Raw genomic sequence first — 12,046 nt, 5'->3', positions numbered from 1 at the left:
CGTTCTGCTATTTGCGCACCTTAAGTAAGCTCCTTTCACGTGACTGTCCCTACCTCCGACGCTGATCGCCGCCTACGACTGCTTGCCGACGCCACTGCAACGCTCGGCACGTTGTCCGACGTGTTGAACCCGCTCGGTGAGCGTTTTGCCGAGGCCGGTCACGAGCTGTTCCTGGTGGGTGGCAGTGTTCGCGACGCGATCCTGGGCCGCTTCAGTGGCGATCTGGACTTCACGACGGACGCCAGGCCGGAGAAGGTTCAGGCTCTGCTCAAGGGCTGGGTGGACAAGCAGTGGGACACCGGCATCGAGTTCGGGACCATCAGCGCCATCAAACACGGCCAGGAGATCGAGATCACGACCTTCCGGGCCGACGCTTACGACCGTGTCTCACGTAATCCGATAGTCGAGTACGGAACGACGTTGGCCGACGACCTGGTGCGCCGCGATTTCACCGTCAACGCGATGGCGATGAAGATCGGCGCGGACGGTTCCTACACGTTTGTCGATCCGCTGAACGGCATGGACGCCCTGCTGGCCGGGGAACTCGATACGCCGTCGGCGCCGGAGAACTCGTTCAACGACGATCCGCTGCGGATGCTGCGCGCAGCCAGGTTCGTCTCGCAGCTTGGTTTCACGTTGAACAATCGCGTTTTCGAGGCCATCAAGGAGATGGCGTCGCAGATCGAGCGGATCACCGCCGAGCGTGTGCAGGTGGAGCTGAACAAAATGATGCTGGGCATGTACCCGGTGGACGGCATCAACATGATGGTCGACTCCGGACTGGCTGCATACGTGCTGCCCGAGGTTCCGCAGATGAAGCTCGAGATCGACGAGCATCACCAACACAAGGACGTCTACCAGCACTCCCTCACCGTGCTCCAGCAGGCGATCGATCTCGAAGAAGGCGATCCCGACCTCGTATTGCGTTGGGCTGCACTGCTTCACGACATCGGCAAGCCGGACACCAAGCGCAACGAACCGGGCGGCGGCGTCAGCTTCCACCACCACGAGGTGGTTGGCGCCAAGCTGGTGCGCAAGCGCATGCGTGCCTTGAAGTTCTCGAAGCAGATGGTCGACGACGTTTCGCAGCTCGTGTTCCTGCACTTGCGTTTTCACGGCTACGGCAAGGGACAGTGGACCGACTCCGCGGTGCGGCGGTACGTCACCGACGCGGGCGAGCTGCTCCCCCGGCTGCACAAGCTCGTCCGGGCCGACTGCACCACGCGTAACAAGCGCCGCGCCGCGCAGTTGCAGGCCACATACGACGACATCGAAGAGCGGATTGCGCGCATCGCGGAGCAGGAAGACCTCGCTCGCGTGCGTCCGGACCTCGACGGCAACGCCATCATGGAACTGCTCGACATCCCGGCCGGCCCGCAGGTGGGCAAGGCATGGACGTTCCTCAAGGAACTACGTCTGGATCGCGGCCCGCTCGAGCGTGACGAGGCCGAAGCCGAACTGCTGAAGTGGTGGGCTACCCAGCAGGGCTAGTTTCTCGTTTCTTGCGGTTGAGCAGCACCGCTGACAAACCGGCGGCATAGACACCCGCGCCGGCAAGGGCCAGGCCGACGCTCTTGCCGTCGGGTGCGATCACCGTCGACGCTGCCGCGATTGCACCGATGAACGCGACGTTGAACACGGTGTCCTGCAAGGCGAATACCTGGCCACGACGGTCGTCGTCGATGTCGATCTGCATGGCCGCGTCGCCGCTGAGTTTCACGGACTGCCCGGCGATGCCGAGCAGGAAGGCGGCGATCAGCAGCGATCCCTGCGTCAGGGTGGTCACGAAGACGAGCTGGACGGCCACCGCGCACACCAGGGCGTACGTGATCGTCCGTGAGCGACCGATCCGCGGGATGAGGAACGGTGTGATCAGTGCCGCGATCAGCATTCCGATGGCCGTTGCGCCGACGGCGACGCCGAATCCGGCCATCCCTCCAGGTAATTGGGAGCCGTTCGAGGTGTCGCGTAGGACCAGCACCATGATGAGGGTGTTGATGCCGAAGCAGATGCGGTGCGCTCCGATCCCGATCATTGCCGTGGTGACGCCAGGCGCCTCCCAGACAGCGGTTGCCCCGGTGCGCAGTCCGGCCGTTACCGAACGGACGGCGCTGGCACGAATCACTTCGTCGGCCACTGGACCAAGTGAGCGGGCGGTGAACCTGGCCGCGGCGAGGGCTGCGATCACCGATCCCAGTGCTGCGATGGCCACGGCGGCGCCTGACGCTCGATCCCCCACGCCGATCACGCCGATGATCGCCACCGCTGCCGAAGCACCAAGAGCGGCTACCACCGAACCAGCCGTTGTGAGAACGGAATTGGTTGCCACCAGCCACGATTGTCGGACGACCTTCGGCAGGGCTGCGGATACGCCTGCCCCGACAAAGCGGCTGACCCCGATCGCAGCAAGCGCACACGTCAACAACAGAGTGTCACCGCCGCCGGCGACCAGCAGCACCGCGGTGGTCAGGATGAAGAGCCCGCGGAGCACGCTCGCCCACAGGAGCACCAGGCGGCGGTCCCAACGATCCAGCAGAGCGCCGGCAAAGGGGCCGATCACCGAATAGGGAAGGAGCAGTACGGCAAAGCCGGCCGCTATCGCCACCGGATCGGTTTCACGTTCCGGGTTGAAGAGGATTGCGCCGCCGAGCGCGGCCTGGAACATTCCGTCGCCGAACTGGCTGGAAAAGCGGACGAGCGCCAGCCTTCCCAGGCCGGGTGATTCACGCAGGGTGTGCAGTACGCGCTGCCAGGCCTCGCGGCGGTTCGAGGCTCGGTTCATAAGCGGAAACTGTAGTGGGTGGGTCAGGCGCCGATCTTGACGGTGGCCCGCTCGAGGATCGGCGCGATGTCGATCCCCCTCGGCAGGGTTCCGAACACGCTCCCCCAGCTATTTCCGAGCCGACTCGCGCAGAATGCGTCGGCCACCGCGGGGTGCCCGTAGCGGAGCAGCAGCGAGGCTTGCAGTGCGAGTGCCATGTCACCGACGATCTTTCGTGCCCGGTATTCGATGTCGTCGAAATCGCCGAATGCCACCTCGAGATCCCGCACGGTCTGATCGAAGCGGGCGTCCACGCCACTCGCTTGTTTCAGTTCGTCGAAGAACACCTGCAGTGTTTCGGGTTGCTTCGCCATCGCCCGCAGTGTGTCGAGCGCCGCGACGTTGCCCGACCCTTCCCACACCGAGAGCAGCGGAGCCTCGCGATAGAGGCGCGGCATCCGGGATTCCTCCACATATCCATTTCCGCCCAGACACTCGAGTGCCTCGGCAGCGTGGATCGGTCCGCGCTTGCAGACGAAGTACTTGCTCACGGCCAATGAAATGCGTCGTAGGGCGCTCGCGTGGGCATCGCCCGACGTTGCGCGGTCGGTCAGAGCGGCCAGCCACATCGCGACGGTAGTCGACGCTTCCGATTCCACCGCCAGATCTGCGAGAACATTGCGCATCAAAGGTTGGTCGATCAGGTTGGCGCCGAACGCACTTCGATGATTCGCATGGTGAACTGCCTGCAGCGTGCCGACGCGCATGCCGGTGGCCGTGCCGATCGTGCAGTCCAACCTGGTCATGTTGACCATCTCGATGATGGTGCGCACGCCCCGGCCTTCGTCGCCGACCATCCACGCGAGAGCGTCGCGGTACTCGACCTCGCTGCTCGCGTTGGAATGATTTCCCAACTTGTCCTTCAGGCGCTGCAGGTACATGTTGTTGAGCGAGCCGTCCGGCAGGACCCGAGGAAGGAAGAAGCACGACAGACCGCCCGGCGCCTGGGCGAGGACGAGGAACACGTCCGACATCGGTGCGGAGGTGAACCACTTGTGGCCTGTCAGGAGATAGCTGCCGTCGGATTGTGGCACTGCCCTTGTGGTTCCGGCACGCACGTCCGAACCGCCCTGTTTTTCCGTCATCGACATACCGGCGATCAATCCGGGTTTGGTGAGGGGAGCTTTCAGCGCCGAATCGTAGTGCCGGGTGGTCAGGAGGGGTTCGTACTGCGCCGCCAGGTCCGCGTTGTGCCGCAGCGCTGGGATCACGGCGTACGTCATGGAGATGGGGCAGCCGTGGCCGGCGTCGGTTTGACCCCACACGGCCATCTTCGCGGCGCGGACGAGGTGTGCGTGTGGATTCGGGTCAACCCAAGGAGCGCCGTGCAATCCCAATTCCACTGCGGTGCTCATGAGTTGGTGATAGGCGGGGTCGTAGCGGACCTCGTCGATGCGGTTGCCGTAGCGGTCGTGGGTTCTCAGGACAGGTGGGTGCTCCTCGGCCAGGTCGCCCCACTCCTGAGCTTGCGCGCTGCCGGCGCGGACCCCGACGCGATGAACCTCTTCGGCTGCGTCCGAAGCTCCCTCGCGGTGTAATGCCTCGAGGATCGGCGCGTATTCGGCTGCGTCGTAATCGATCAGGGGCGGTACCTGATTGGTGACTTCATGCGTGGGTGTCATCGAAACTCCCTAACGATCGAAGGGTGAAGGCGAGGATGGCATCGATCGCAGCGGGATCCGTGGTGCCGCCGCGCAGCGGAAGGATCAGGGCCTCGCCGATTGCCCCGACGATGCACGCTGCCGTCAGAGTGGCGTCCTGCGAAGGTATCTCACCGGTGTCGACTGCCGAGCGAATTGCGGTGGCCAGGCAATCGCGGAACGATTCGCGAAACATGAGTCGCTGTTCGTCGACGAGTGGATCCACCGGTTCCACCAGCAGTGCATAGGCGAGAACCGGTGCACGCATGGCACGTTCGGCGAAGGTGCGAACCGACGCCGATACCGCGGAGCGGTGGTTGCCTTCCAGACTTCGGGCATTGTCTCCGGCGTCGCGGGCCGCGGATACCTCACGGCTGCAGACAGATTGGAACACTTCGGCGAACAATTCACCCTTGCCGTCGAAATGTCGATACAGCGTCCCGGTGGCGACGCCGGCGTTCTTGGCCACCGCGGCGATGGAACACCCCGCATAACCGTGGGTTGCCACTGCCGTCGTGGCCGCGTCGAGCAGTCGGGCGCGTTGGGCGTCCAGTCTTTCCTGTACTGCCGGAGTGCGGCGATAGGTCATGTGAAGAAGTGAACACCCGTTCCGTTCTTGCGTCAAGAGCCCCCACCTGCAGGTTCAGGCAGCAGCGGTGCGAGCCTGTTCCGCGCGCCACCACACGACGGTCTCTTCGGCGGCCTGATCGAGCGGCGTCGGCGAGAGTCCGAGCAGCACTTCGCTGGCGCTCGAGTCCATGACAAACGGCTTGGTGAACTGGTAGTTCATCTCCGCGAGTTCGCGGCTGTCGGTGTTGATCTTGCCGACGGCGTCGAGCACCCAGGCGGGCAGGACACCCACCTTGGCGGGGGACGCCCCGGCGGCTCGAGCGAAGGCCTCGGCGATCTTGCGCTGAGTGAGCGCGGGGCCGGTGGGTGCGTGGATGACGGAGTTCCAGAGTTCGGGGTTGTGTGCTGCTGCGATCATCGCCGCCGCGAGATCGGGGATGTAGGTGAAGGAGTGCGGCTGGTCTGTGGAACCGATGACACGAATCTTCTTACCTGCCATGACCTTCGGAACCATGCGCTCGCCGGCGTGGGCGGTGCGGACGCGGGGGCCGAAGAAGTCCGAGGCCACGACGCTGACGGTGGGTGTTGCGGAGGCCTCGCGGGCACGCAGCAGCGCGGTGCGCACTCCGCGCTTGCCGCCGGTGGCGTTGCGTGGATCGGATTCGGTCATCAGGGTGTCGGAGTTGTAGGCGTAGAGGCTTTCGGGGAAGACCACGACGGCTCCGATGGATGCGGCTGCGTCGAGCACAACCTTCTCGGCCGCCGGGAGTTCCCGCTCCCAATCGGCTGCGTTGTAGGCGGCGTGGATGCAGTGGTAGATGGCCGTGGCGCCCTCGCTGACCGAGCGCAGGGCCTCGGAATCCGAGACGTCGACGCGTCGGCGGTCGATCAGAGGGTGCTCGGGCCCGCTGCCGGACCTGGTCAGGAGCCGGACGTTGATTCCCTGCTCGGCGAGCTGTAGCGCGACGGCGGATCCGACGGGTCCTGCTCCGGTGACGATTTCGAGGTTCGACATGGTGTGCTCCTTCTCGTTTCGGGTGTACTGAGAGCACTGCTCTCGTTTTCAAGAATGCACCCGCACCACAGCGCTGTCAAGAGCAGTGCTCTCTTTTGTTGATACTGCTCTCGGTCATGGGGCAAGATGGACTCATGGTTGGGACTCCCCGTGAGCGGGCGCGCGAACAGACGCTGCAGGACATCACCCGGATCGGACGCGAGCATCTTGCTGCCGTCGGCGCCGCCGCGTTGTCCTTGAGGGCCGTCGCGCGTGATCTGGGAGTCGTGTCCTCAGCGGTGTACCGCTACGTCGCCAGTCGCGACGAACTGCTGACCTTGCTGGTGGTGGACGGGTACACGGAACTGGGCGCGGAAGTGGACTCCGCCGTGAATGCCATTGCAGCAGAAGATTTTCGCGGACAGTTCATTGCTCTCGGACGTGCCGTCCGGAGTTGGGCGATCCGGGAGCCGGCTCGATACGGTCTGCTGTTCGGCAGCCCCGTCCCCGGTTACGACGCTCCAGGCGAGCAGACCACCGGCCCTGGCACCCTCGTCGTGACCCGGCTGATCGGGATCATCGACGCCGCCCATCGCGCGGGTGCACTCACGGTGCGAGAGGGCCCGGACCTGAGTGACACGCTGGCAACGGACCTCGAGGGAGTGCGGAAAGAACTGGGTACCGACCTGCCGCCGGATGCCGCGGTACGCGCAACTCTCGTCTGGGTATCGCTGTTCGGTTCGGTGAACTTCGAGGTGTTCGGGCAGTACGGAAGCGATACCTTCACCGATGCGAGTGAGATTTTCGAGCGGCATCTGGCACTACTTGCCGATGTGGCGGGTCTGACCTGAACACGCCTGTGTCTCGTTCCTCCGCACGCAGTTGTCGGTGAGATGATGTCTTTGTGGCGCACGCAGAAGAACCCGAGGATCGAATGGCCTGGATAGAACCGGAGGTTCGTCCGGGCAGTTTGTTGGTGTCGTCGACCGACCTCACGGAACCTGCATTTCGCCGCACCGTCATCTACATGATCGAGCACAACGACGCCGGGAGCCTGGGCGTCATCGTCAATCGGCCGAGTGAGACGGCCGTGCAGAACGTGTTGCCGCAGTGGTCGCCGCTGACCGCGCATCCTTCGGCCCTGTACATCGGTGGACCCGTCAAGCGTGACTCGGCGCTCTGCCTGGGTATCGCTCGCAACGGTGCACGAATCGACGGCGTCGCCGGCCTGCGGCGGGTGGACGGCAAAGTTGTCATGGTGGATCTGGACTCGGACCCGGAGGTCATCGCTCCTCTGGTCGAAGGGATCCGCATTTTTGCCGGTTACTCGGGTTGGACTCTGGGGCAGCTGGATTCGGAACTCGAGCGTGAAGACTGGATGGTGATCAGCTCACTGCCGTCCGATGTGCTGACGCCGCCCCGAGTCGATGTCTGGGCACGGGTGCTACGACGCCAACCGCTCCCCGTGGCAATGCTGGCCAGCCATCCCATCGAAGTGGAACGAAACTGATCTGTCGGAGGTCGATGATATTCCTGTGTCATCGTTTTCGAGAGAGGTGGCAGCAATGATCGCTGAGCGTCAGATCCAGTGCGCGGATTGTGTTTCGGATGTCGATCACTGCCACGATTCTTTGCTGCGACATGCGGACGGATCACTCGAATGCACCGGCGTGAACTGCGTCGACCTGGCATCGAGTCGCCATGCGTTGTCCATCGATTGTGCTGAACTGCAGGGCGGTTGTGGCTGCGTCGACGCGACCCGAGGCGAGTTGCTCGCTAGCTGACGCTCACCGGATCCCGATTCGCGAAGCGTTGCGCCATCGCAGCACAGACGATCAGTTGGATCTGATGGAAGATCATCAGCGGCAACACGATCAGGCCGACGGGCTGGCCGGCGAACAGTACAGCCGCCATCGGTAGGCCTGTCGCCAAGGACTTCTTCGACCCGCAGAAGATGATGACGATCTGATCGGGAAGGTCGAACCCGAGCTTGCGCCCCGCGAGAGTGGTCACGCCGAGAACCAGCGCGAGGATCAGGCAGCACACGATTGTGAGGATCACGATCTGCCAGATCGTGATGGTGCTCCAGATCCCCTCTTTCATGCTCTCGCTGAAGGCGGCGAAGACAACGAGGAGGATCGATCCGCGATCGACGTACTTGGTGGGCTCGGCATACTTCTGCAGCCATCCGATCACCAGCGGGCGGATCAGCTGGCCCACGATGAACGGGATCAGCAGCTGCACGACGATGTCGAGGATCGACGAGAAGTCGACCGTCGCCTGGCCCGTTGTATTCATCAGCAGAACCACCAGCAACGGGGTGACGAAGACGCCGATCAGGTTGGAGAACGACGCACTGACAATCGCGCCGGCGACGTTTCCCTTTGCGATCGAAGTGAATGCGATCGACGACTGAACCGTCGACGGAACGAGGCACATGTAGAGGATGCCGGTGTAGAGCTCGTCGCTGATCAGGGTCGGCGACAGGAATCGCAGCGCAAGGCCGATGAGCGGGAAGAGCACAAACGTCGCGGCAAGGACGACAGTGTGCAGTCGCCAGTGCTTGACGCCCTTCCACGCTTCCTGCGGCGAGAGCCGTGCGCCGTAGAGCAGGAACAGGAAGCCGATGGCGATCTTGGTGGCCCAGTTCAGAATGCTCTCCGCGGTACCCGATACCGGGAACACACTTCCGAGCACGCCGGCGATGATGATGCCGAGGATGAACCCGTCGATGTAGAACCTACTGAGAAACTTCACCTGGCTAAGGATAACGGCGTGCGTCGACGGGCTCTCGAGCCCCACGAAGGTTGAAGCCCATCACGGCCAGGCACAGCAGCGTCCCGACGATCGACAGTTCGATGATGGCCGTCTGCATTCCCTGGATGGTGATGGCGATACCCGCGATGATCGACGGGATCGCCAGTCCCGCGTAGCTGACGGTGAAGAATGCCGCCAGGACTCCGCCGTGGCTCTCGCGGGCGTGGATTCGGGCGGCGGCGTTGACGCGTTTCATGCCGCCGGCAAACGCCAGACCGTGCCCGGCGCCGACCACCACGGTGATGACGCCCAGCAGCGCAAGGCTGGGGACGAGGTCGACCACGAGTAGGCCGATCATTCCTAGAGCGAGGATTCCCAGGCCGGCGGTGACGGACGTCCGCGGGTCCATACGACTCCCGCCGAGCTGCGCGATCACCGAGCAGATCATGACCAGTGCAGCTGCTCCGCCGCCGAGTAGGAGGTTGTCGATGTTCAGCAGGCTGGTCATCCACGACGGGACCACCGACTGGAAGAGTCCGACTGCGCCCCACGACAGCGCGACGGCGAGCGAGCTGAGCCAGAACGTCTCTCGGATGGTGGCGGGAACATGCGGCATCTGGAAGAACCGCTTCGGGCGTGTGATGTCCCCGCTCCGCGGCAGTAGCAGCAACACGATGAGTGCCGGGATGAACGCGACGAGGAAGATCAGATACGGCAACCGCAGCGGTTGCGGAAGGTACTGGGCGATCGCACCGGACACGAGTGGTCCGAGTGCACCACCCAACGCGCCCGTCACCGTCGATACGAGCGCTGCCCGTCGGTGATCGAAATTCGGTTCCTGCTCCACCAACGCGGCGCTGCCCGCCGCACTGGCCGCGCCCACCGCGATTCCCTGAGCAACGCGTCCGACGAACAACCACACCGTCGCGTCGGCGAATGCCAGAACGAGTGTGCCGACGACGCTCAGCGCGAGTGCAGTCAGAAGCACGGTGCGTCGGCCGAGGGCGTCGGACAGCGGTCCGAAGAACAGCAACGCCGGAACGAGGCCGGCGACGTAGACGCCGTAGATGAGCGTCTGGATGGTTGGCGTGAATCCGAACTCGGTCCGGTACAGCCCGTAGACGGAGGTGGGCATGTTCGCGCCCAAGAGGATCACGGTGAGGACGTAGCCCACGCCGTAGAAGTGTCGATTGGTGCGGCGTGTGCGTTCTTCGGTGGCGACAGCTGTGGCGGACGTGGGAAGCCCCTCCTGATGACAGAGTGCGAAAATACATGGGTCGTCCTACGTATCGTAGGTGAGTGGAATGATCGTCGCGAATGCTGTGAGGATGAGTAGATGACCGTTGTTCGCAAGGAGTCCGCGTACGAGCAATCCCTCGATTGGATGCGCGCGCAGATCTCCGACGGCGCCTGGACCGTCGGGAACCGTGTTCCCACCGAGCCGGAACTGATGAGTGTTCTCGGTGTCGGCCGGAACACCGTGCGCGAAGCGATCAAGACACTGACGTCGACGGGAGTCCTCGAAATCCGTCGCGGATCAGGGACCTTCGTTCGGGCACGGACCGACATCGGCGGACTGCTCGGCAAGCACGTGTCCGTGGACGAGATGAAATACGTCTTCGAAGTGCGTCGTGCGCTCGAGATGGAAGCGGTCCGGTTGGCGTGTGAGCGTCGCAGCGACGACGACGTTCGGATACTTCGTGAGCTGGCCGCCAAGCGTGACGTGCCGGCCGAGAACTTCGTCGACGTCGATCTTGCGTTTCACATTGCCGTCGTCGATGCCGCTCACAATCCGGTTCTGACCGATCTGTTTGCCGGAATCCTCGAAACGGTCCGCGCCACCTACGAGGTGACCGAAGGCGTTCATCCGCCGTCGCTGACGTCTTCGCATCATCAGGGAGTTGCCGAAGCCATCGCCGAGCGCGATGTCACCAAAGCCAGGGCGGCGGCATGCGGGTATCTCGAGAAGACTCAGGAAGCGATCGGGTCAGGTTCGGCGGTTACCGAGTCCGGGCGTCGGCCAATCGGTTGAGGGACCCGGCGATGTCTTCGGCCTTCGGTGTCGTGATCGTGAGTCGGTCGCCACCGGCGAACGTGATGACCACCGCTGGCCCGGTGCGGGTGACAACGCCGTAGTTACGACGACCCTTGGTCTTTAGTCCCCAGCCGCCGAAGTCCGCGAACGGTTTGATCTCCGCGACGTCGGCTCCGACAACTTCGTCGATGCCGTAGGTCATCGCAGCCATCCCCATGTTGATCACCCGAATTTCCCGTTCGTCGACGATCACCCGGAAGCGAACCAGGCTGACGACGAGCAGTCCGAGTGCACCGAAGATGAACAGCGGCCAGAGTGACCCCATCGCCAACGCCATGATGACTCCGGGCGCCAGAGTGATCGCAGTGAGGATCACCGAGCCTTTGGTGCTGAATCCGACGTCGTCGGAGATAGGTAGAGGGCAGCTGCTTCGCGGCAACCCGGCCGAGGGTTCGATCGTGGCAAGAGTGCGGACGCGGTAGTCACGCAGGAACGAGGCGCCGATCCACCCCAGCACCCCGCCGACTGCAAAGCCGACACCGATAGACCACAACGGGAGTGACGTCGTGGACGGATCGGTGACATCGAGTTGGGTGTAGAGCAAAGCGAAGTTCACTGTCGTGATGAGCCCGACCACGCTCAGCCCGACAACCAACATGAAGCGACGCATCATCAACATCGCGGGAGCAAGAGCAGCAATCGCGCTGAGACCGCCACCGAAGAGCAGTGTCAAAAGTGCAATGGTCCACGCGTTGGAAGACGGGGTGGAGAAACCATCCGGCGAGGTGGTGGTCCAGTGAGTCGCGATCTGTTCCGGGAGGCGAGGCTCCCACATTTTTGTCAGGACGAAGCCGAAGACCGCACACAACAGCGGAACCACTAGTCCGAATACGACCCCGGCCGGGTCGACCACGCGATGTTTCACGTGAATCAATGAGCCGGCTGGCAAGCATCCTTGAGCGCGCAGGCACCGCAGGAAGCGGTACCGCAAGCGGCAGCGTTCGCCTTGGCCTCGGGGGTCTCCGCCACCGGCTCGTCTGCGGCAGGCTCGGAGTGGCCGCCGCAGTTGCAGTCGTTACCGCATCCGCTCTGCTGTGGGAGCGCGGCGGCCGCGCGGGTGCCGATGCCTCCACCGAAACCGGCAGTGAGGACGGCGACGACGACGGCGATGATCGCGACCGCGACGCCGAAGACTCCGCCGATGGTCAGTGCTGCGACTGCGCCGATGA

Annotated in this window: 12 protein-coding genes and 1 pseudogene; 5 read left to right on the top strand and 8 right to left on the bottom strand. The window is 63.7% G+C overall.

What is annotated here, in order from left to right; all coding sequences use genetic code 11:
• Positions 1 to 39: 39 nt before the first annotated feature.
• Positions 40 to 1,491, top strand: a complete 1,452-nt coding sequence (locus tag ABX74_RS26770) for a CCA tRNA nucleotidyltransferase (RefSeq protein WP_047890105.1) — start codon at positions 40 to 42, stop codon at positions 1,489 to 1,491.
• On the opposite strand, the gene ABX74_RS26765 is transcribed toward ABX74_RS26770, so the two are convergent.
• The 4 genes from ABX74_RS26765 to ABX74_RS26750 are packed head-to-tail and all read right to left on the bottom strand — an operon-like array spanning position 1,475 to position 6,046.
• Positions 1,475 to 2,782: an MFS transporter gene (locus tag ABX74_RS26765; protein ID WP_047890104.1), complete on the bottom strand. Its 1,308-nt coding sequence runs from the start codon at positions 2,780 to 2,782 to the stop codon at positions 1,475 to 1,477. The two genes, ABX74_RS26770 and ABX74_RS26765, sit on opposite strands and share 17 nt — an antisense overlap.
• A 23-nt stretch (positions 2,783 to 2,805) precedes the next feature.
• Positions 2,806 to 4,443, bottom strand: a complete 1,638-nt coding sequence (locus ABX74_RS26760; protein WP_047890103.1) for an acyl-CoA dehydrogenase family protein — start codon at positions 4,441 to 4,443, stop codon at positions 2,806 to 2,808.
• Positions 4,427 to 5,050 (bottom strand): TetR/AcrR family transcriptional regulator, encoded by a 624-nt coding sequence (locus ABX74_RS26755; protein WP_047890102.1) that lies wholly within the window; start codon positions 5,048 to 5,050, stop codon positions 4,427 to 4,429. The genes ABX74_RS26760 and ABX74_RS26755 overlap by 17 nt, the downstream gene beginning before the upstream one ends.
• Before the next feature lie 54 nt (positions 5,051 to 5,104).
• Positions 5,105 to 6,046, bottom strand: coding sequence for an NAD-dependent epimerase/dehydratase family protein (locus ABX74_RS26750; RefSeq protein WP_047890101.1), 942 nt, complete (start codon positions 6,044 to 6,046; stop codon positions 5,105 to 5,107).
• Between the two features lie 134 nt (positions 6,047 to 6,180).
• Here ABX74_RS26750 and ABX74_RS26745 point away from each other — a divergent pair, with 134 nt between their 5' ends.
• Genes ABX74_RS26745 through ABX74_RS26735 form a run of 3 tightly spaced genes read left to right on the top strand, consistent with a single transcriptional unit; the run spans position 6,181 to position 7,809 of the window.
• Positions 6,181 to 6,876 carry a TetR/AcrR family transcriptional regulator gene (locus ABX74_RS26745; RefSeq protein ID WP_047890100.1) on the top strand — a complete coding sequence of 232 codons (696 nt, stop codon included), beginning with the start codon at positions 6,181 to 6,183 and terminating at the stop codon, positions 6,874 to 6,876.
• 53 nt (positions 6,877 to 6,929) lie between these two features.
• Complete coding sequence (locus tag ABX74_RS26740; RefSeq protein ID WP_020909845.1) at positions 6,930 to 7,535, top strand: YqgE/AlgH family protein; 606 nt, start codon at positions 6,930 to 6,932, stop codon at positions 7,533 to 7,535.
• A 55-nt stretch (positions 7,536 to 7,590) separates the two neighbouring features.
• Positions 7,591 to 7,809 (top strand): hypothetical protein, encoded by a 219-nt coding sequence (locus ABX74_RS26735; protein ID WP_019746182.1) that lies wholly within the window; start codon positions 7,591 to 7,593, stop codon positions 7,807 to 7,809.
• Here ABX74_RS26735 and ABX74_RS26730 read toward each other — a convergent pair.
• Positions 7,802 to 8,782: a bile acid:sodium symporter family protein gene (locus ABX74_RS26730; protein WP_003942582.1), complete on the bottom strand. Its 981-nt coding sequence runs from the start codon at positions 8,780 to 8,782 to the stop codon at positions 7,802 to 7,804. The two genes, ABX74_RS26735 and ABX74_RS26730, sit on opposite strands and share 8 nt — an antisense overlap.
• Positions 8,783 to 8,786: 4 nt before the next feature.
• Positions 8,787 to 9,956 carry an MFS transporter gene (locus ABX74_RS26725; RefSeq protein ID WP_047890099.1) on the bottom strand — a complete coding sequence of 390 codons (1,170 nt, stop codon included), beginning with the start codon at positions 9,954 to 9,956 and terminating at the stop codon, positions 8,787 to 8,789.
• 162 nt (positions 9,957 to 10,118) lie between these two features.
• Between ABX74_RS26725 and ABX74_RS26720 the strand changes: the two genes are divergently transcribed.
• Positions 10,119 to 10,814 carry a FadR/GntR family transcriptional regulator gene (locus ABX74_RS26720; RefSeq protein WP_047890098.1) on the top strand — a complete coding sequence of 232 codons (696 nt, stop codon included), beginning with the start codon at positions 10,119 to 10,121 and terminating at the stop codon, positions 10,812 to 10,814.
• Here the strand turns inward: ABX74_RS26720 and ABX74_RS26715 are convergent.
• Positions 10,783 to 11,742, bottom strand: a complete 960-nt coding sequence (locus tag ABX74_RS26715) for a DUF1648 domain-containing protein (RefSeq protein ID WP_223258022.1) — start codon at positions 11,740 to 11,742, stop codon at positions 10,783 to 10,785. The two genes, ABX74_RS26720 and ABX74_RS26715, sit on opposite strands and share 32 nt — an antisense overlap.
• A 5-nt stretch (positions 11,743 to 11,747) precedes the next feature.
• Positions 11,748 to 12,046: pseudogene (locus ABX74_RS26710) on the bottom strand (hypothetical protein); the annotation flags it as partial.

The sequence above is a fragment of the Rhodococcus sp. ARP2 genome, assembly GCF_001029585.1.
Classification (GTDB): Bacteria; Actinomycetota; Actinomycetes; order Mycobacteriales; family Mycobacteriaceae; genus Rhodococcus_F; species Rhodococcus_F erythropolis.
Note: the sequence above shows the minus strand (reverse complement) of the source record. Positions and strands in the feature narration are given on the sequence as shown.